This is a genomic window from Oceanisphaera litoralis (assembly GCF_016907015.1).
GTDB classification, from domain to species: Bacteria; Pseudomonadota; Gammaproteobacteria; order Enterobacterales; family Aeromonadaceae; genus Oceanimonas; species Oceanimonas litoralis.
Genome location: NZ_JAFBBE010000016.1, coordinates 47,376 through 67,425 on the forward strand (window position 1 = coordinate 47,376; position 20,050 = coordinate 67,425).

Sequence of the window (20,050 nt, forward strand, 5' to 3'; positions counted from 1 at the left end):
GTGAGCGGAGGCTTTGCCTCCGCACAGCCTCATTATGGTTGTACTATCTCTCGCAAGTGCTGATATTTATCACTTTGCAAATAAAGGTCGAACAGCAGCCGGCTGCCGCGATCATTAATATGATCATCATCTCTATAGAGCGGCACTCCTTGCAGTTCACTTTTACACCAGCCATTCTCGCATATTTGATCATTGATACGGATCACCATCAATTCAGGATATTTTTCCTCCAGCATTTCGATCACGGCATTAGCATAGGCCTGTCGTTTCGTGACTGACGCCATATCGATATCGCAGTTCTCATCCTTCATCCATGGGTAGGTGGCTTTTTTAATCAAGCAATTACTCGGTAGGAAAGGATAAGAAGGTGCCTGCTCAAACAACACCGGCCGCTTGTTATTGGCGATCAGCTGCTGAATGGTCGTTTCCATTCCCACACGGAACGCTCGCCGGCTGTTTTCCAGTGATTCGGAATAGTCGCTACTATCCCCCAGGAAAACACGACTGCCCTTTTCTCCTTCCGACCGGGTGGTTTCCGTATACATAGCCCAGCGCCCGGCCAGAAAGATCACTGACGATTCAGACTGTTTTATCACCTCGAATAGCTTATTGTTGGTATCGGTACATTCGGCTTCAGGTCGACCATGCTTGATTAGGTCTACACCGATGAAAGGCGGACAACCTCCCGCCCCACCGTAAAGGCTGTAAAATCCGTTTTTGAGTCCCAGTTCTTCAACAAAAGAACGAAAGTGTCCCGCATGAGAATCTCCCCACAGCAATGCTTTTGGTGCTTCAGGCACCAGGCTATCGTCGCCGATCGGTACCAATTTAAAAGGCAGATAGCGGCTATCTGCTAAGAACTCCTTGACGATATCATCATAACTGGAAATGGAGATTTCGTAGAGATGACGAGCCCGCTCGGGCATTCGGTTTTCATAACCATGATGCCGCTTGATGTCTTTGGCTATCATCACCAATAAGATGACCGGCAGAATGAAATAACCAATAAACACCCACTTTTTTCGAATATTCAAATACCTGAGTGGCTTTTCGAAGTATCGCCAGGAGAGAAAGGCAAGCAAGAAGGTCAGCAATGCACAGGCGACATAACCCACAGCATCGATGCCATTAAAGTAGTAACGATACAGCACCAGCACCGGCCAATGCCACAGATAAAGAGAAAAGGAGAGCCTGCCGATGAGAGCCAATCCCCGGGAGCTCAGAAAACGATACAGCACACCTTTTCTCAGCTCACCGTTCAGGATCACCATTGCTGTAGCAACGGAGACCAGAAGGGCATTGAAGCCGGGAAAAACAGTCCCCTCGTCAAAAAAGACAAATAGGCTGAGCAACACCAGAGCACCTACCAATCCCGCTATTGCCAGAGTAGCCTCGCGGGCGAACAGTGCTTCCCTTTTGTCATGGACGAACATGCTCAGCAAGGCTCCGGCCAGCAACTCGCTACCCCGATTATGGATCAGATAGTAGGCCGATGCTTCCCCACCTCGAGCCGCATATTCAGAAATACCAATGAGCACCAGTAGAGATAAAATAAAAAATAGCTTCCGGTGTCCAGAGGACATATATCGAATTGATAGAAACAGCAATAATGGCCAGACAAAGTAGAACTGCTCTTCGACAGAAAGCGACCACATATGCAGCAGGGGCATAGTATCAGCCGCCGGCGCAAAGTAACCCACGTTTTTTTCGAAATACGTATTGGCAATAAACACACTGGCATAACGTAGACTATCGGCCAGCCTCACCAGATCGTCCGGGGTGAGCAGAAACCAGGAAACCACCAGCGTGGTCACAGACACAAGATAAAACAGAGGTAATATTCGCTTTATTCTCTTCGCATAAAACAGAGAAAAAGAAAAATTATCTTTCTTAACGTCTACATAAAGGATTCTGGTGATGATATATCCTGATATAACAAAAAATATATCTACCCCAATAAAACCACCCGGCAACCATTGGCTATTGAAATGAAATATCATTACCGTTAATACTGCAATGGCTCTCAAGCCATCTATATCGGGTCTGTATGTCGTAAAAGCCACATTTATTCCTGAATAAAAAAGCCGAGCCATGCCTATGACTCGACGTGTTATAAGACTTTGTTATTTTTATTTACAATATATCAGCTGGCCTTGTAGCCGCTCAACAAGGCTTTCCAGTCCGCTTCTTTCCATTGAAACTCGGGATGCAGGCTGAGTTCCTTGCGAAAGGAACGCAGCAGCCGATCCATGTTTTCCCGGGTCCAGCTGCCGGGCTGGCGGAGGTGACACTTGTCGAAGTCGATCAGCCAGCTTTTGCCGCTGTCGTCGAGCAGGATATTGTGGCTGTTCAGATCCGCATGATAGAGGCCGGCATCGTGAAACTGACGAATGGTCTTGCCAATGCTCTGCCATTCCGCCTTGTTCAGCGCCCTTTCCCGCAAAATCGCGACCAGATCGCGAGAGTTCTCGATACGGCTAAGGATAATATCGGCACGGTACACCAGATTGGAACGGACCATGCGCGCGGCGCAGGGCCGGGGGACCGGCAGGCCGCGGCGATAGAGTTTGGTAAGCACGGTAAACTCGGCCATGGCCCGGCTCTTGGACTCGGCCACGTGCAGGAAGGTATCTTCCATCACCCGGCCTATCATGCCGCCCCGGTAGTAATGACGCAGCACCTTGTGAGAAATATCGTCTTCCACAAACCAGGTGGTGTTGCGTCCCACCGCCTTGCCGCGAATGGCGTTCTGCTCACGCCAATAATCAATCTCAAAAAAGTCCCGATGGAATGCGCCAAAACATTCCGGGTCATACCAGATAATCTCCGAGCCGTGCTCTATCCGTTCCATTAGCGTCCCCCCTGCGAAAACACGGATTTTACATGGCCCGCCAGCCTTTGCATAATGCCGGACTCAGTATTAAGAGATCTAATATATGGCGCTATTTTCCCAAGCTCCCCAGAGCATCTGCCTGTTACGTTTATCTGCCATCGGCGACTGCTGTCATGCCATCGCTCTGGTACAGGCCATACAGCGGCAATGGCCCCAGACCCGGATTACCTGGATCACCGGCAAGATAGAGGCACAATTACTGCAGTTGCTGCCAGATGTCGAGGTTATCGTGTTCAATAAAGCAGCCGGTATCCGTGGCTACCTCGATCTATGGAAGCAACTGCGCGGGCGCAGGTTTGATGTGCTGCTACATATGCAGGCCGCCCTGCGCGCCAGCCTGGCCAGCCTGGGAATCCGAGCCACCCATCGACTGGGCTTCGAGCGAGAACGCGCCAAGGACGGCCAGTGGCTGTTCACCAATCACAAGGTGGCCGCCACCGGCGAGCATGTGGTCGAAGGCTTCATGGGCTTTGGTCAGGCGCTGGGGCTGACCGATTTCACCCCCAACTGGGAGCTGCCGATTCCGGCCGAGGCGGAACAGTGGGCGGCACCCTATGCCGAATACCAGCCACTGTTGCTGATCTGCCCCGCCGCCAGCAAGGCCTATAAGAACTGGACCGCCGAAGGCTACGCCGCCCTGGCCGATCATGCTCGCGACAAGGGCATGCAGGTGATACTGATCGGCAGCCCGGCGCAACAGGAGCGGGATTTGGCGGAAAAAATCTGTAATTTGACGGATAACATCGCCGACAACCTGGTGGGTCAAACCAGTCTGCCGCAGCTGCTGGCGCTGATCAAGGTCGCCCGCCTGCTGGTTGCGCCGGATACGGGCCCAACCCATATGGCGACCCTGGTAAACACCCCGGTGCTGGGCCTTTATGCCCATCATAATCCACGACGTACCGGTCCCTATCGCTGCCGCGACTATGTGGTCAGCGTCTATGACGAGGCCCTGCTGGCCGAAACCGGCAAGCGCGCCGAACAAGTGCCCTGGCGCACCCGGGTCAAGGATCCGGATGCCATGCAGCGGATCAGTACGGCCATGGTCGAGATCCAATTCGACCGCATCATCCACGATTTCAACCTGTTGCAGGACCCCTCATGAGTTCACGTCCCACCCTGGCCGCCGTGCTGATCGTCAAAAATGAAGCGGAGAACCTGGCCGACTGCCTGGCTACCCTGGACTGGGTAGACGAAATCGTCGTGCTGGACTCGGGCAGTACCGATACCACCCGCGAGGTGGCAGAAGCCGCCGGGGCCCGCTTCTTCGTCAACGCCGACTGGCCCGGCTTTGGCCGTCAGCGCCAGCTGGCTCAGGGCCATGTGCAGTCCGACTGGGTACTGTGGATTGATGCCGACGAACGGGTCACCCCCGAACTTAAAATCAGCATAGAAGCCATTCTGGCCAAGCCCACCACCAATACGGTGTACTCGATTCCGCGGCTATCCTGGGTATTCGGCCGTTTTATCCGCCACTGCGGCTGGTACCCGGATCGGGTGCTGCGACTCTATCCCAAGGCGCTCACCGGTTATAACGATGCCCTGGTACACGAGAAGGTCGAGTTGGGCCCCGGCATCAAAACGGCGAAACTGAAGGGAGACTTGCTGCATTACACCTATCGGGATCTAGAGCATTATCTGGTGAAGTCGGCCGGTTATGCCGCCGCCTGGGCGCAGCAGCGGCAACAGCGGGGCAAGCGGGGCTCACTCGGTCAGGGTGTGCTGCACGGTGTGGGCTGCTTCTTGAAGATGTATCTGCTCAAGGCCGGCTTTCTCGATGGCAGGCAGGGCCTGCTGCTCAGCCTGCTTTCTGCTCACTCTACCTTCGTCAAATATGCCGATCTCTGGATCAGGACAGATACTCGCGGGCCCAGGGCTTAACGCCCGCCGCCACCTCGGCCACATCCACCTGGCTCATGTCTTCCCGCTGCGCGTCGGCGGGGGGATGAAAGGCCAGATGGCGCCCCTCGCTGTTGAGCGGGCGCCAGCGCAGCGGCGTGGCCGAGCGGCGTAGGGGATAAAAACCCACTGTGGGCACATCCAGGGCGCCGGCAATATGCAAGGGTCCCGTGCTGCCGGCCACGAAGAGACCGCCGCAGGCCAGCAGCCGGCAGAAGTCCGGCAGCGGCAGCCCGCTGGCCACCACTGCGCCTTCGCTCACGCCCCTGGCCACCTCTTCCGCCAACGCCTCTTCTCCCGGACCGGCGGTCAGAACCACCAGGGCAGAGGGAACGTCTGCCTGTAACCGGTTGATAAACCCGGCATACTGGCCGGCAGAAAGATTATTGGCCGAACCACCGCTGCCGGCATGCACCAGCAGCCAGGGCCGGGCGGCGTCGATGCCCAGCCGTTGGGCCTGTTGCAGCCTGAAGCTCGCCAGCTCGGCCCCCTCGAAACGCAGATAGGGCGCGGTGGGCTCCATGGCGGTCATGCCGTTGTAGTCCAGGAAGGCCCGCACCAGATCCAGGTTGTATTCGAATTCCGGCTTGGCCGACCGGGAGCGGCGCTGGGTCACCCTGTGGTTATACAGCAGCTGGGCCAGCTTGGTGGCCGGCGCCCAACGCTGCCGAATACCCGCCTGCCACATCAGCCTGGCGTTGCGAAAATTGGAAAACAAGCAGATAACGGCGTCGAAGTGTTCGGCTTTAAGTTGTTTCAACAGCTTTCGCTGATCGGCCGGTGTGGCATCCTTGCCCGGGTCTTCGATTACTTGGTCGATGGAAGGACAGAGTTCGGCCAGCTGACGGGTATAACCCGGCACCAGGACAGTTATTTCACAACCGGAAGACGCCTTGAGCATGGCCAGCCCCGGCCAGGCCAGCATAAAGTCGCCGATTTTATCGTTGCGCACCACCAATACCCGTTTCATCTCGCTCTCCCGCTGACTGTTATGCTGCGGTATTCTACCCTAAACCGTTCGACTTTCATTTTGTTAATAAGGAACCTACATGAGCATCAGGGTCATTTATCCCGGCACCTTCGATCCCGTCACCAATGGCCATCTGGATTTAATCGAACGCGCTTCGCAGCTGTTTAACGAAGTGGTCGTCGGGGTCGCCTTCAGCCCCAGCAAGAAACCCATGTTCGAACTGGACGAACGGGTGGCTCTGGTGCAGGAGGTCACGCGCCCCCTGGGCAACGTCAAGGTGGTCGGCTTTTCCGGCCTGCTGGTCGACTTTGCCAAAAGCTGCCAGGCCAATGTGCTGATCCGCGGCCTGCGGGCGGTGTCCGACTTCGAGTATGAATTTCAGCTGGCCAACATGAACCGGCGGCTGATGCCGGAGCTGGAAAGCGTGTTTCTCACCCCGGCGGAAGAAAATTCCTTTATCTCTTCCACCCTGGTCAAGGAGGTCGCCATTCACGGCGGCGATATCAGCCAGTTCGTGCCGGCCGCCGTGGCCAGGGCCATTGCCCAAAAGCTGGCTTAAACCCTGTGAGGGTGAGGGGTGAGGGGTGAGGGGTGAGGGGTGAGGGGTGAGGGGTGAGGGGTGAGGGGTGAGGGAATTTTCTCCTCACTCCTTACGATTCCCTCCTCACCTGGCTTCAGGCTGACACAACGGGCAGAACACGGTACTGCGGCCGCCCATCCGTATTTCCCTCAGCTCGGCGCCACAACCCATGCAGGGCCGGCCGGCCTTGCCATACACCTGTAGTTCCTGCACGAAGTAACCCGGCTTGCCGTCGCTGCCGGTAAAATCCTTGAGGGTGGTGCCGCCCTGGCCGATGGCCCGGGCCAGCACGCTCTTGATCTCCGTCGCCAGCTGCAGATAACGTTCATGGTCAATCTCGCCGGCCGCACGCCGGGGGTGAATGCCGGCGGTGAACAAGGATTCGTTGGCGTAGATATTACCGACCCCCACCACCACATGATTGTCCATGATGAACTGCTTGATGGCCGTCTTGCGCTTGCGACTGCGCCGATACAGATAATCGCCGTCGAAGGCGTCGGTGAGTGGCTCCGGCCCCAGCTTGGCCAGCAGCGGATGCTGCTCCACCGGATCCCGGGTCCACAGCAGGCAGCCGAAACGGCGCGGATCGTTGAGTCGCAACAGCTTGCCGTTGCCCAGCTCTATGTCCACATGATCATGCTTGCCCGCCGGGGTGCCGTGGGGCAGCACCCGCAGGTTACCGGACATGCCCAGATGCAGGATGGCGGTGCCCCAGTCGGTGTCCAGCAGCAGATACTTGGCCCGGCGCCGAATCCCGACGATGGTCAGCCCCACCAGTTCCTGGATCTCGGCCGGTATCGGCCAGCGCAGGCTGGCATTGCGCACCACCACCCGCATCACCGTCTCGCCCAGCATAAAGGGGGTGATCCCCTGACGACTGACCTCCACTTCCGGTAACTCCGGCATTCACACTCTCCTCATCGGCTCGGCGGCAGTATATCCAAGATATCGGGCATAAAAAAACCCGGCCGGAGCCGGGTTTTTTAAGAACACAAAATCTTACTTGATTTTGCCTTCTTTGTAGATTACATGCTGACGAACAACGGGATCAAACTTTTTGATTTCCATTTTCTCGGGCATGTTGCGCTTGTTCTTGGTAGTGGTGTAGAAGTGACCAGTACCAGCGCTGGAGTTCAGGCGGATCTTCTCGCGAATACCTTTAGCCATTGGTTATCTCCTTAAACCTTTTCGCCACGGGCGCGCAGGTCTGCCAAGACACTGTCGATACCCTTTTTGTCGATAATACGCATACCTTTGGTGGTGATACGCAGTTTTACAAAACGCTTCTCGCTTTCAACCCAAAAACGGTGAGTCTGCAGGTTGGGCAGGAAGCGACGCTTGGTAGCGTTGTTGGCGTGAGAGCGGTTGTTACCAACAGCTGGCCGCTTACCAGTTACTTGGCATACTTTAGACATGTCAGTCTTCTCCAAAACTTACTTTTGCTCGAGCAATTAATCACCCCGTTGGCCGTCTATCGGGGCAAAATAAGGCGGCAATTTATACAGCATACCGAGCTCGAGATCAACAATAAAGCCAAACGCCCGGCATTAAAGCCAGCCACGCTCGGCAAAAGAAACGGTTTCGCCATCACCCACTACCAGATGATCCAGCACGCGGATATCCAGCAAGCCCAAAGCGGACTGAATACGTTCGGTGATCATGCGATCGGCCCGGCTGGGCTCGGCTACTCCGGATGGATGATTATGCACCAAAATCACCGCTGCAGCACCCCGTTTCAGCACCAGCGAGACGATTTCCCGGGGGTAAACCGCCGCCGCGTCCAGGGTGCCGAAGAACAGCTCGCAAAACTCGATGACCCTGTGCTGGTTGTCCAGCAACAGCAGGGCAAACACTTCCCGAGTTTGATCCCGCAGCCGGGCCTGCAGAAACTGCCGGGTCAGCTCGGGGCTGGTCAAGGCGTGCTCCCGTACCAGTTTTTCATCCAGAAATCGCCGCATCAGCTCCAGACTGGCCTGCAGCTGTACAAACTTGGCCTGCCCCAGTCCGGGACCTTGGCAAAAACTCTGTTGATCCGCCAGCAACAACTGGCGCAAAGAGCCAAACTGGTGGATCAGGGTGCGGGCCAGGGTGACCGCATCCATGCCCTTGGCGCCGGTGCGCAGAAAAATCGCCAGCAGCTCCGCATCCGACAGGCTGTCGGCCCCCCGGCTCAACAGTTTTTCCCGCGGGCGCTCCCCTTCTGGCCAGTCCTTGATGCTCATGCCCCCTCCTTGTCGCCATGGCCGGAATCGGTTCATCAAGCCTAGTCCAATCCCCTGCGCGCACCGCACAAGCCGGCCATTTGTGATAATCTTGCCGCTCTGTCAGCCTGTGGAATAGAGTGATGCCATTAACAGGAAAACGCATTTTAATCGGCCTCAGCGGCGGCATTGCCGCCTACAAGAGTGCCGAGCTGGTTCGCCGGCTCAAGGAGCGTCATGCCGAGGTACGGGTGGTGATGACCGAGTCGGCCAAGTCCTTCATTACTCCGCTTACCCTGCAGGCGGTCTCGGGCGAGCCGGTATCCGATGCGCTGCTGGATCCGGCGGCCGAAGCCGGTATGGGTCATATCGAGCTGGCCAAGTGGGCCGATCTGGTCCTGATTGCCCCGGCCAGCGCCAATACCCTGGCCCGGCTGGCCGCCGGTCTGGCCGATGATCTGCTCACCACCCTGTGTCTGGCCACACCGGCCCCGGTCGCGGTGGCGCCAGCCATGAACCAGCAGATGTATCGCCACCACGCCACTCAGGACAACCTGGCCACCCTGGCCCGGCGCCACACCCTGGTGTGGGGGCCGGCTCAGGGCGCCCAGGCCTGTGGTGATGTGGGCCCGGGCCGCATGCTGGAGCCGATGGAGCTGGTGGCGTTGATTGAGCAGCATTTTGCGCCGGCATCTCAGCCCAAGGCGCAGCCCCTGGCGGGAGTCAGGCTGATGCTGACCGCCGGCCCCACCCGCGAGGCGCTGGATCCGGTGCGGTTTATCTCCAACCACAGCTCCGGCAAGATGGGCTTCGCCCTGGCCGCCGCCGCCGCCGAACTGGGCGCCGAGGTCACCCTGATCAGCGGCCCGGTGGCATTGGTCACCCCGACCGGAGTACAGCGGCTAGATGTGGAGAGCGCGGCCCAGATGCACGCGGCGGTCATGGCCGGCATTGACACCCAGCACATTTTTATCGCCTGCGCCGCCGTGGCCGACTATGCGCCCAAGACGGTGGCCAGCCACAAAATAAAGAAGACCGCGGCCGATACCATGGTCATAGAACTGACCAAAAATCCGGATATCGTGGCCAATGTGGCGGCGCTACCGAACAAGCCCTTTACCGTCGGGTTTGCCGCCGAAACCCGGGATGTGGAAAAATACGCCCGGGACAAGCTCGACCGCAAGGGGCTGGACATGATTGCGGCCAACAACGTGGCCACCGCCGGCCAGGGCTTCAACGCCGACGACAACGCCCTGACCGTATTCTGGCCCACAGGGCAAACCGAATTACCCCTGGCCGGCAAAGCCGAACTGGCCAGACACCTAATCACCCTAATTGCAGAAAAATATCATGACACCCATTGAGCTGAAAATTCTCGACCCCCGCGTGGGCACCGACTTCCCCCTGCCTGCCTATGCCACACCGGGCTCCGCCGGCCTGGATTTGCGGGCCTGCCTGGACGCCCCCCTGACACTGGCACCGGGAGAAACCCAACTGCTGCCCACCGGCATCGCCATTCATATTGCCGATCCCGGTCTGTGCGCCACCATACTGCCCCGCTCCGGCCTGGGCCATAAACACGGCATAGTGCTGGGCAATCTGGTGGGGCTGATTGACTCTGACTACCAGGGACAGTTAATGGTATCCTGCTGGAACCGTGGTGCGGAACAGTTCACCATTACGCCGGGTGAGCGCATCGCTCAACTGATGATCCTGCCCGTGGTGCAGGCCCGGTTTACGCTCGTTAACGAGTTTGACCAAAGCGAACGGGGAGAAGGCGGTTTTGGTTCTTCCGGTCGCCAATAACCGAGTTGAGCACGTCTATGGCCAATACCCAAAACAAGAAAAATCGTCGTGAACAAATTTTGCAGGCCCTGGCCCACATGCTGGAAACCAGCCCGGGCCAACGTATCACCACCGCCAAACTGGCGGTGGAGGTGGGGGTCTCGGAAGCGGCGCTGTACCGCCATTTTCCGAGCAAGGCCCGGATGTTCGAGGGGCTCATCGACTTTATCGAAGACACTCTCTTCTCCCGCATCAACCTGATACTGCAGGATGAAAAAGACAGCGCCCTGCGCCTGCGTTACATCATGCAACTGGTGCTGGGTTTCTGCGAGCGCAATCCGGGCATTACCCGGCTGCTGAACGGTGACGCCCTGCAGGGCGAACACGAACGGCTGCTGGCGCGCATCCATCAGCTGTTCGAGCGGCTGAATACCCAGCTCAAGCAGGTGATGCGCGAGCGTCGTCTGTACGAAGGAGAGGGATTCGCCGAAGACGAAACCGTGCTGGCCAACCTGCTGCTGGCCTATGTGGAAGGACGTATCAACCAGTACGTGCGCAGCCAGTTCCGCATCAAGCCCACCCATCACTTCGACAGCCACTGGCAGCTACTGCAGCCGCAGCTGGCTGCGTTGACCATCTGAACCACCTACATGGCGCCTGAATCATCCGGCGCCCCCCTACGACACCGAGAGGTAAGCCGATGGAAACAGAAATTCTCAACGCCGACATACTGAACCAGGCCCAAAGCTGGATTCTGAACAACCAGGAACTGCTGATCAAATATGCGGTGAACATTACCGCCGCCCTGCTGACCCTGATCATCGGCTTCATGGCGGTCGGCATGCTCACCGGCGGCATGAACCGGGTGATGAAGGCGCGCAAGATAGACAACACCATCTCCGACTTCGTCACCAGCATGCTCAAATATGGCCTGCTGGCCTTCGTGATCATCGCCGCCCTCAGCCGGGTCGGGGTGCAAACCGCCTCCTTCGTGGCCATCGTCGGTGCCGCCGGTCTGGCCGTGGGCCTGGCACTGCAGGGCTCCCTGTCCAATTTTGCCGCCGGTGTCTTGCTGATCGGCTTTCGTTTCTTCAAGGCCGGTGACTATGTGGAAGCGGGCGGCACCGCCGGGACCGTGCAGTCGGTACAGATCTTCACCACCATACTGATGACCCCGGACAACCGCATGATAGTGGTGCCCAACTCCAAGATCCTGAACGACAACATCATCAACTATTCCAGGGAAAAGACCCGCCGTCTGGACCTGGTGATTGGCGTGTCTTACAGCGCCGACCTCAAGCTGACCAAGGAAGTGCTGACCCGCATCATCGGCGAAGACTCCCGGGTACTGAAAGATCCCGAGTGCCGCATCGCGGTCAGCAATCTCGGCGCCTCTTCCGTGGACTTTATCGTGCGCCCCTGGGTCAAGGCCGAAGACTACTGGAACCTGAAGTTCGACCTGCTGGAGAAGATCAAGAGCGAACTGGACGCCAATGGCATCGGCATTCCCTTCCCGCAGATGGACGTGCACCTGTTCCGGGAAGACAAGGCCTGAGCCCTCCGTCTCACCAATAAAAAAGCCGCTTTCAGCGGCTTTTTTATTTCATGCTCCATACTGCGCAATCCGACACAGGCAGCGCCATCCCCGGTTAAGGAGGGCAAAGGGAGCGACTTCACGACCGATCAAATGCCATGGATGGCATTTGTCGAGCGTCACATGGATGTGCTTGAAGCGTGTCGAGAAGCCGTCGCTTTGGCCGAGGTTCACCGCACGTCCAGCCAGCTTCGTCAGATACCGTACTGCTCCCGGTAGGCCCGCACCCGCTCCAGATGCTCGCTCATACCTGGCTGTTCACTCAGGTAGTCAATCAGATCGGCCAGGGTAATGATGGCGGTCACTTCGGCATTATAGTCCCGCTCCACTTCCTGAATCGCCGACAACTCGCCCTTGCCTTTTTCCTGCCGGTCGAGGGCTATCAGCACGCCGGCAAGCTCGGCGCCGTTGGCCTGAATGATGTCCATCGACTCGCGAATGGCGGTACCGGCGGTGATCACGTCGTCCACCAGCATGATGCGGCCAACAAGCGGGCTGCCCACCAGGTTGCCGCCCTCGCCGTGGGTCTTGGCTTCCTTGCGGTTGAAGCAGTAGGGCACGTCCTGATCGTGCAGCTCCGCCAACTGCACCGCGGTGGCGCTGGCGATGGGAATGCCCTTGTAGGCCGGGCCGAACAGCACATCGTACTGGGTATTCGCGTCGACTAGCGCGGCGGCATAGAAACAACCCAGGCGCGCCAGATCGCGGCCACTGTTGAACAGGCCGGCATTGAAGAAATAGGGGCTCTTGCGCCCGGACTTGAGGGTGAACTCGCCAAACTTAAGCACCTCTTTGGCCATGGCAAATTCGATAAAATCACGCTGGTAGGCTTTCATTCTGCTCTCCGCAATATTGCTTGCTCACAGAGCCCAGCTCCAGACGCTGACACGCCGTAAACCCATCCCTGGGGGCTCCGCCGCGCCATCCTTGGCGCGGAGGGTCTGCTTACTGGATCTGGCCTCTGCCTGATATTTTGGCTGTATCGGGCGGTAATTTAACCCGAAATCGCCCGGCGCTGGTGCTCCACCAGCTCGTCGATAGACTTGCGGGCCAGGGCCAGCATGGCCAGCAGCTCTTCGTGGCTGAAGGGTTCGCCTTCGGCGGTGCCCTGCACCTCGATCATCTTGCCTTCGGCGGTCATCACCACGTTCATGTCGGTTTCGGCGGCGGAGTCTTCGGTATATTCCAGATCCGAGACCGCCTGGCCATCGACGATGCCCACGGAAATGGCGGCCACCAGGGTCTTGAGCGGGCTTTCAACGATCATACCCTGACCCTGCATCCAGGTCAGGGCATGGGCCAGCGCCACACAGGCACCGGTAATGGCGGCGGTGCGGGTGCCACCGTCGGCCTGGATCACGTCGCAATCCACGGTAATGGTGTATTCACCCAGCTTGTTCAAATCCATGGCGGCGCGCAACGAGCGTCCGATCAGCCGCTGAATTTCCATGGTGCGACCGCCCTGTTTGCCCTTGGCCGCCTCGCGATGCATCCGGCTGTGGGTAGAGCGTGGCAGCATGCCGTATTCCGCCGTTACCCAGCCCTGGCCCTTGCCACGCAAAAAACGCGGCACGCCTTTTTCTACCGAGGCGGTACACAGCACCTTGGTATGACCGAATTCCACCAGCACCGAGCCTTCGGCATGACGGGTATAATTGGAAGTGATGGTAACGGGTCGCATTTCATCGACCGCGCGTCCGCAGGCTCGTGTAGACATGGCATTCTCCAGTAGGAATAAATTCGTGCCGCCCGGCGGGCGAAACGCCGCCATTATAGAGAAACTGGCCGGCCATTGCATGCGGCCAGCCATTGGCGGAAACGGCGGCCTGTGTCAGACTTGACCGATTAACCCGCAACACACAATGGGAATCACATGATCCACAGCATGACCGCCTACGCCCGGCAGGAATTCAAACAGGACTGGGGCACCGCCGTCTGGGAAATCCGCTCGGTCAACCAGCGCTATCTGGAAACCTACACCCGGCTGCCCGAACAGTTCCGCAGCCTGGAGCCCCTGGTGCGCGAAAAGCTGCGCGCCCGCCTGCAACGGGGCAAGGTAGAATGCGCCCTGCGTTTCGAGAGCAACCTGGCCAGCCAGGGTCAGCTGCAGATGAACAAGGCACTGGCCGAACAGTTGATCGAAGGCGCCACCTGGGTGATGGAAAAAGCCGGTCAGGGCAGCCTGAACCCGGTCGACATTCTGCGCTGGCCGGGGGTGATGGAAGCCCAGGCACAGGACATGGATGCGCTCAGCAATCAGCTGATGGCGTGCCTGGATAAAGTGGTTGACGATTTCCTCGCCGCCCGCGCCAGCGAAGGCGACAAGCTGAAGGATCTGATAGAACTGCGTCTCACCGGCATCGGGCAGGAAGTGACCAAGGTCAAGACCGAGATGCCCGCCATCATGGCCTGGCAGCGGCAGCGGCTGCTGGACAGGTTTGAAGAAGCCAAGATCGAGCTGGAGCCCCAGCGCCTGGAGCAGGAAATGGTGCTGCTGGCCCAGAAGGTGGACGTGGCCGAAGAGCTGGACCGCCTGGTTACCCACATCGGCGAGACCCGCAAGATCCTGAAAAAGGGCGGCGCCTGTGGCCGTCGGCTGGACTTCATGATGCAGGAGTTCAACCGCGAGTCCAACACCCTGGGATCCAAGTCGATCAGCACCGACATCACCAATTCGGCGGTGGAGCTGAAAGTGCTTATCGAGCAGATGCGGGAGCAGATCCAGAACATCGAGTAATATCCTGCGCCACCTTTGCTTGCCTCACCAGAACCACAAGCCCCTGATATTCAGGGGCTTGTTATTTCAGCGGCCATCGCACGCAGTACAGGTGGTAATTAGTTGCCACTCAGCCTGGCGCTGTAGGTCTGCAGCACGGCATTCGCCACCGTCAGCATGGGGCAAGGCACGCCGGCCTGCTCTGCCCGGCTCAGCATATCGCCCACCAGGTGCTCCCCCTCGATCGGCAGGCCGTTTTGCATATCCCGATACATGGACGAATTAAACCGGGAGCCCGGATTGGTTAGTGCCCGTTGGAAGCCGGCGATGGCCGCCTCGCCCAGTGGATGCCCATGGGCGGCGGCCGTTTCGGTACATTCATGAAACAGCCGCAGCGCGATATCGCCCCCTGCCCGGCTTTGCATATACTCACCCACAGTCCCCTGCAACAGGCAGTTGCTGGCGCCCAGCGCGGCCATCCGGCAGAATTTATCCCACATGTCGCCCATTATATCCTCGCTGGCCTCGACCGTGATGCCCGCTTCCGTCATCAAGGCGACCACCCTCTCGACCATGGCCTCTTGGGCGGGGAAACGGGCACCGATGGTGAGGCTGCTGTAGGGGTTGCTGACGCTGATGGTGGTCGGATCCGCCAGGGTCGCTATGGTCTTGGCGATGCCCCCCAGTACCCGCTCCCGGCCAAACTGCCGGTCGAGCAGATCCAGATGCCGGATACCGTTGAGCAGGGGCAGGATGCGGGTGCTCTCGCCGACGGCAGCACGAATATCGTCCATCACGCCGGGCAGGGCATAGGCCTTGTTGCTCAGCACAATCAGCTGATAATCGCCATCCAGCTCTGCGGCGGTCACCAGCTTGGGCCTGAAATGAAGCTGGGTCGATGGCAATGTCAGGGTGAGTCCTGGGCCCTCGAGCTGCCGCTGTCGTTCCGGCCGGACCAGAAAACGGACATCCGCCCCATGCCGATGCAGAAAAGCACCAAAGAGGCCGCCCACGGCACCGGCACCAACGATAAGTATCTTCATGTAAAGCTGTCCTCTTCTCTTGATTGGGTGTGGCAAGGGGGCACGCAGCCCATGGCAGGCGACCTGGCTCCCATCGCCCGGCTATTGCTCTGCGGCCAAGTTATGCAGCCAAGTTACGCGGCCAAATGCTACGCTGCAAAATGTTACGGTGCCAAACATGGGCCAACAGGTCACGCAAAACATCCGCCGACACCGAATATTCCCAGCCGCCGCCTTGTACCGATATTCACCTTGAGGGGCATTCGGCCTGTTCGATAATATGGCGATGGCGACCGCTCTGACCGATCGCATCAAACAAATCGAGCAACGGGTGGTGGGCAAATGGCCCTCCCCCGTTTGTCTGCCGCGCCCCATCGTATTAAAGTAATCGCCTGCCTTTTTCAGACCAGCATCAGAGTCGCAAGCCATGCATTTCACCCTCGACGATATCCGACAAATAACCGATCCGGCGGCCTTCAAGCGGGGCGAGACCTATTTTCGCCAGCGCAAGGTGATCCATACCACACTGGACCCGGTCCATGAGCAGATTATCGCCGAAGTACAGGGCAACGAGCCTGCCCCTTATGAGGTGTTCCTGTTCTGGGAAGGCCAGCAACTGGTCTCGGACTGCAGTTGCCCGGTGGGATACAACTGCAAGCACGGGGTGGCGGCGGGCTTGCAGTGGCTGAACCAAGCGAAGGCACCTGACAACGCAAAAGCACCGGGCCACGCAAAAGTACCGGACACCGCAAAAACACCGGAAAAGGTCCCCGGCAAGTCACCGTTGACACAGTGGCTGGCCGAGCTGCCTGCCGAGATCGAGCGCCACCCGGGTGGGTCGGAGTTACAGCCGGGCCGGCACTATCTGCTGTACCGGCTGGAGTATTATCGAGACCGCTTTGTGCTGGCCCTGTACAAGGCCTACCTGAAAAAAGACGGCAGCTGGGGCCAGCAAAAGCCCCATTACGTCAGTGTCTATGAGCTGACCCAGTATGCGCCGGCCTTCTTCCTGCCGGAAGACATACGGATCCTGAGGCTGTTGCCGGCATTGGCCAGCTACAACAGCAACATGCTCACGCTGCAGGGCGAGGATGGTCATCAGGCACTCACGCACTTATTACCCAGCCGGCGTTTAATGCCGGCCTTTGGCAATCAGCCCTTGCGGCAGGATGAACCCCGCCCCCTGAGCTGGCACTGGCAGGCGTCCGATGACGGCCAACAACTGGTGGCCAGACTTGAAGGCTTGCCCCAGTGGCAGTTGCTGGCCGTTCACCCGCCCTGCTACCTGAACCGGGAAAAGGGCATTATCGGTGACATTATCACGCCCCTCAGCGGTGAGCGGATTGCGCACCTGTGCGCCATGCCGCCGGTGCCCAAGGAGCAAATGGCCATCACCTCTGCACACCTGCGCCGGGCCTTTACCCCCGAGCAGTTGCCGCTGGAACAGGAGCCGGAGCTGATTACCGCCGATACCCCCGTGCCGCACCTGGTGCTGACGGTAGCACAAACACCGGAGGGACTACCGCGGCCCGGGGCGCAACTGCATTTCGACTATGCCGGAATCGTTCAGCGCCCCTGCTATTTTTCCGAGGTTCCCGAACAGGCACAAATCCATGAGCACGGTGGCCGCCAGTACCTGATTAAACGGAATGAAACGGCCGAACACGACTACTGCGATCGGCTGTACGATCTGGGACTTTGGCTCAACACCAGGCTGGACGAACTCTGGACGCCGGACACCCATGATGACGCTCAGGTCCTGCGTGAATGGCAGGCACTGCTGGAGCAGGACTTTCCCGAGCTGGAAAAACAGGGCTGGCGCATCAGCCAGACGCCGGATTACCGGTTCGAGATACACGACGCCCGCTTCGACATCGAGCTGCAGGACGGCCACAACAGCTGGTTCGACTTCTCGCTGGGGTTGCAACTGGGCGAGACCAGGCTCGACACCATGGAGGTGATCGGTGCCTGGCTGCAGGCCGACATGCCGTCCGAACTGCTGCTGCCGGTCGGCGACGACTGGCTGCGGGTGGATACCCAGCCGCTATGGACCATTCGCGATCTGCTGATGGAGCTGTTCGACCAGAAACGGCTCGACCAGCCCGTGACCCTGCCCGGCTTTCAGGCGGCGCAGTTGCAGGGCCTGGAGCTGGATGTTCGCCAGGCACCGCTGACCCAAGCCATGATGGCACAGTTGCAGGATTTCACCGGCCTGCAGCCGGTGCCGGTGCCGGTGCCGGCCGGCCTGCATGCAGAGCTGCGTCCCTATCAACAGCTGGGGCTGAACTGGCTGGGCTTTCTGCATCGTTATGGTTTCGGCGGCATTCTGGCCGACGACATGGGGCTCGGCAAGACGCTGCAAGCACTGGCGCTGATCCAGCATCTCAAGGAAAACGACCGGCTGCCACAAGCGGCCATGATACTGGCGCCCACCAGCCTGGTCGGCAACTGGCAGCATGAAGCCAGCCGTTTTACCCCCGATCTCAGAGTACTGATCATTCACGGCCCCCAACGGCATGCCGCCTTCGACCAGATAGCCGAGCACGACCTGGTGATCACCACCTACCCGCTCCTGCTGCGAGACAGCGAACGTTATGCACAGCACCACTTCGGCGTGCTGGTACTGGACGAAGCCCAGGCCATCAAGAACCCCACCACCAAGGTTGCCCAGCGGGTGCGCGAGCTCAAGGGCGGCCTGCGCCTGTGTCTGAGTGGCACGCCGCTGGAAAATCACCTGGGCGAATTGTGGGCACTGATGGATTTCGTGCTGCCCGGTCTGCTCGGTGGCCGCAGCCGCTTCAACCGCAGCTATCGTCAGCCCATCGAAAACGACGGCAACCGGCAGCGGCAGCAAGAGCTGGGCCAGCGACTGGCGCCCTTTATGCTTCGCCGAACCAAGGGCGAGGTGGTGAAAGAATTGCCGGAAAAAACCGAAATTACCCAGTATGTGGAGTTGCAGGGCAAACAACGGGCGCTGTACGAAAGCATCCGGATCAGCATGGAACAGCGGCTGCGTACCCTGGTCGCCCAGAAAGGCATGGCCCGCAGCCACATCGAGTTTCTCGATGCCCTGCTCAAGTTGCGCCAGGCCTGTATCGACCCGCGGCTGGTCAAGCTGGAGAAAGCCGCCGACGTCAAGGAGCATGCCAAGCTGGACTGGCTGGCGGATGCCCTTCCCCGGTTACTGGAAGAAGGCCGTCATATTCTGGTGTTCTCCCAGTTTACCGAGGTGCTGGGCCTGATCGAAACCGAACTCAAGCAGCAGCACATCGGCTACAGCAAGCTCACCGGCCAGACCCGCAAGCGCCAGCAGGCCATAGACCGCTTTCAGCAGGGCGAGGTTCGGGTATTTCTGATCAGCCTCAAGGCCGGCGGCAGCGGCCTGAACCTGACGGCGGCGGATGTGGTCATCCATGTGGATCCCTGGTGGAACCCGGCGGTGGAAAACCAGGCCACCGACCGGGCCCACCGTATCGGGCAGGACAAGCCGGTATTCGTGTACAAACTGGTGGCCGCCGATACGGTGGAAGAGCGCATCCAGCAGATGCAGCAGCAAAAACAGGCGCTGGCCGATGCCCTGTTCAGCGATGCCGGAGCCGCCGGCCTGCCCTCGGATTCAGACAGCCTGCTGGCGCTGCTGGGTTAGTTTCCGGTCACCATGCCAAAACAGGCTCGGTGCGGCGATGGCGGTCGCCGACCTTCGAATGCCGGTTCATGCTCACCGAAGCCCGGGCCGACTTCATCAGGGCAGCTTTACCAACGAGCATTTTCAGTACATCGACAAGCCCCAGGGCAAGTGGACCAAGGAGCAGCACAAGGTCGATGTGGTCCGGAAAAACCCGACGGAAGGCTGAAAAAGCGGGCCTCTCATCCTGCCGGCAGTCCATGCAGGCAGTCCATGCAGGCAGTCCATGCAGGCAGGTACGCTCACTCAGCATGGCCAGACGATTGCAATCTCCATCGGCGGCACAGGATCATCTGCCAGGCCAATCATTTCATGGTAGGGGGAGTGCTGCACCAGCACGGCACTGGCTACTTGCAGGCCCGCCAGTTGCTGCTTGATATGCTCGATGCTGCGAAACACCAGGGGCCGACCATCATCGCCGGCCAACAAGTCGGTATTACCGGCCTGAATCAGTTCAACCAGATACATGCACATGTCGTGTGACTGAATCGACAGCCGTTCCACTTTCGGCTGTTCGCTCAGCAGATGGGTCAGAGTGATCATCCTGTCTTCCTCTCGCGTCATTAAAAGTGCGTATCGATTCATTCTGACCGGCCTGCCGGTCGTCTTCATTCAGCAGCACTGCTCGAGCTGATCGAATGATTGCTCGGTTTTCACGAGGTTTATGTCAGGTAAAAACTGATAGAGCCGAAGCGTCGAGCTGAT

At 58.8% G+C, this 20,050-nt stretch carries 21 protein-coding genes; 9 read left to right on the forward strand and 12 right to left on the reverse strand.

Translation table 11 applies throughout. From position 1 onward, the window contains the following. Positions 1–32 precede the first annotated feature (32 nt). Positions 33–2,063, reverse strand: coding sequence for an acyltransferase family protein (locus HNR62_RS10945; RefSeq protein WP_338044104.1), 2,031 nt, complete (start codon positions 2,061–2,063; stop codon positions 33–35). 80 nt (positions 2,064–2,143) lie between these two features. Further along, positions 2,144–2,851, reverse strand: coding sequence for a 3-deoxy-D-manno-octulosonic acid kinase (locus HNR62_RS10950; protein ID WP_204796129.1), 708 nt, complete (start codon positions 2,849–2,851; stop codon positions 2,144–2,146). A gap of 85 nt (positions 2,852–2,936) precedes the next feature. Here HNR62_RS10950 and HNR62_RS10955 point away from each other — a divergent pair, with 85 nt between their 5' ends. Continuing rightward, positions 2,937–3,998, forward strand: a complete 1,062-nt coding sequence (locus HNR62_RS10955) for a glycosyltransferase family 9 protein (protein WP_204796130.1) — start codon at positions 2,937–2,939, stop codon at positions 3,996–3,998. Beyond that, on the forward strand, positions 3,995–4,774 hold the full coding sequence (locus tag HNR62_RS10960) for a glycosyltransferase family 2 protein (protein WP_204796131.1): 780 nt from the start codon (positions 3,995–3,997) through the stop codon (positions 4,772–4,774). The genes HNR62_RS10955 and HNR62_RS10960 overlap by 4 nt, the downstream gene beginning before the upstream one ends. On the opposite strand, the gene HNR62_RS10965 is transcribed toward HNR62_RS10960, so the two are convergent. Then, on the reverse strand, positions 4,743–5,762 hold the full coding sequence (locus HNR62_RS10965; RefSeq protein ID WP_204796132.1) for a glycosyltransferase family 9 protein: 1,020 nt from the start codon (positions 5,760–5,762) through the stop codon (positions 4,743–4,745). The two genes, HNR62_RS10960 and HNR62_RS10965, sit on opposite strands and share 32 nt — an antisense overlap. Positions 5,763–5,841: 79 nt before the next feature. Here HNR62_RS10965 and coaD point away from each other — a divergent pair, with 79 nt between their 5' ends. After that, positions 5,842–6,321, forward strand: a complete 480-nt coding sequence (gene coaD / locus HNR62_RS10970; protein WP_204796133.1) for a pantetheine-phosphate adenylyltransferase — start codon at positions 5,842–5,844, stop codon at positions 6,319–6,321. A 105-nt stretch (positions 6,322–6,426) separates the two neighbouring features. On the opposite strand, the gene mutM is transcribed toward coaD, so the two are convergent. The 4 genes from mutM to radC form a co-directional block, all read right to left on the reverse strand. Continuing rightward, entirely contained in the window at positions 6,427–7,248 is an 822-nt protein-coding gene (mutM, locus tag HNR62_RS10975) for a bifunctional DNA-formamidopyrimidine glycosylase/DNA-(apurinic or apyrimidinic site) lyase (protein ID WP_204796134.1), read from the reverse strand. Between the two features lie 93 nt (positions 7,249–7,341). After that, a complete protein-coding gene (gene rpmG, locus HNR62_RS10980; RefSeq protein WP_071472289.1) occupies positions 7,342–7,509 on the reverse strand; it encodes a 50S ribosomal protein L33 in 168 nt (55 codons plus the stop codon). 11 nt (positions 7,510–7,520) lie between these two features. Next, entirely contained in the window at positions 7,521–7,757 is a 237-nt protein-coding gene (rpmB, locus tag HNR62_RS10985) for a 50S ribosomal protein L28 (protein WP_014291125.1), read from the reverse strand. Positions 7,758–7,889: 132 nt separating this feature from the next. Then, entirely contained in the window at positions 7,890–8,564 is a 675-nt protein-coding gene (gene radC, locus HNR62_RS10990; RefSeq protein WP_204796135.1) for a RadC family protein, read from the reverse strand. A gap of 122 nt (positions 8,565–8,686) precedes the next feature. On the opposite strand from radC, the gene coaBC reads away from it, so the two are divergent. Genes coaBC through mscS form a run of 4 tightly spaced genes read left to right on the forward strand, consistent with a single transcriptional unit; the run spans position 8,687 to position 11,883 of the window. After that, positions 8,687–9,907, forward strand: coding sequence for a bifunctional phosphopantothenoylcysteine decarboxylase/phosphopantothenate--cysteine ligase CoaBC (gene coaBC / locus HNR62_RS10995; protein ID WP_204796136.1), 1,221 nt, complete (start codon positions 8,687–8,689; stop codon positions 9,905–9,907). Continuing rightward, positions 9,891–10,349: a dUTP diphosphatase gene (gene dut / locus HNR62_RS11000; protein ID WP_204796174.1), complete on the forward strand. Its 459-nt coding sequence runs from the start codon at positions 9,891–9,893 to the stop codon at positions 10,347–10,349. The genes coaBC and dut overlap by 17 nt, the downstream gene beginning before the upstream one ends. 17 nt (positions 10,350–10,366) lie before the next feature. Beyond that, entirely contained in the window at positions 10,367–10,969 is a 603-nt protein-coding gene (gene slmA / locus HNR62_RS11005; RefSeq protein WP_204796137.1) for a nucleoid occlusion factor SlmA, read from the forward strand. A gap of 59 nt (positions 10,970–11,028) precedes the next feature. After that, positions 11,029–11,883, forward strand: coding sequence for a small-conductance mechanosensitive channel MscS (gene mscS / locus HNR62_RS11010; RefSeq protein WP_204796138.1), 855 nt, complete (start codon positions 11,029–11,031; stop codon positions 11,881–11,883). A 233-nt stretch (positions 11,884–12,116) separates the two neighbouring features. Here mscS and pyrE read toward each other — a convergent pair whose 3' ends face one another. Next, a complete protein-coding gene (gene pyrE, locus HNR62_RS11015) occupies positions 12,117–12,758 on the reverse strand; it encodes an orotate phosphoribosyltransferase (RefSeq protein ID WP_204796139.1) in 642 nt (213 codons plus the stop codon). A 158-nt stretch (positions 12,759–12,916) separates the two neighbouring features. Beyond that, complete coding sequence (gene rph / locus HNR62_RS11020; RefSeq protein WP_204796140.1) at positions 12,917–13,639, reverse strand: ribonuclease PH; 723 nt, start codon at positions 13,637–13,639, stop codon at positions 12,917–12,919. A gap of 156 nt (positions 13,640–13,795) precedes the next feature. Here rph and HNR62_RS11025 point away from each other — a divergent pair, with 156 nt between their 5' ends. Beyond that, positions 13,796–14,659 carry a YicC/YloC family endoribonuclease gene (locus HNR62_RS11025; protein ID WP_204796141.1) on the forward strand — a complete coding sequence of 288 codons (864 nt, stop codon included), beginning with the start codon at positions 13,796–13,798 and terminating at the stop codon, positions 14,657–14,659. A 98-nt stretch (positions 14,660–14,757) separates the two neighbouring features. Here the strand turns inward: HNR62_RS11025 and HNR62_RS11030 are convergent, their stop codons facing one another. Next, the gene (locus HNR62_RS11030) at positions 14,758–15,681 is read right to left on the reverse strand and encodes a ketopantoate reductase family protein (protein ID WP_204796142.1); all 924 of its coding nucleotides are present in this window, start codon (positions 15,679–15,681) and stop codon (positions 14,758–14,760) included. Positions 15,682–16,087: 406 nt separating this feature from the next. Between HNR62_RS11030 and HNR62_RS11035 the strand changes: the two genes are divergently transcribed. After that, entirely contained in the window at positions 16,088–19,306 is a 3,219-nt protein-coding gene (locus HNR62_RS11035; RefSeq protein ID WP_204796143.1) for a DEAD/DEAH box helicase, read from the forward strand. Positions 19,307–19,313: 7 nt separating this feature from the next. On the opposite strand, the gene HNR62_RS11040 is transcribed toward HNR62_RS11035, so the two are convergent. Then, entirely contained in the window at positions 19,314–19,547 is a 234-nt protein-coding gene (locus HNR62_RS11040) for a hypothetical protein (RefSeq protein WP_204796144.1), read from the reverse strand. 44 nt (positions 19,548–19,591) lie between these two features. Continuing rightward, positions 19,592–19,888: a DUF6482 family protein gene (locus HNR62_RS11045; protein ID WP_204796145.1), complete on the reverse strand. Its 297-nt coding sequence runs from the start codon at positions 19,886–19,888 to the stop codon at positions 19,592–19,594. Between the last annotated feature and the right edge of the window lie 162 nt (positions 19,889–20,050).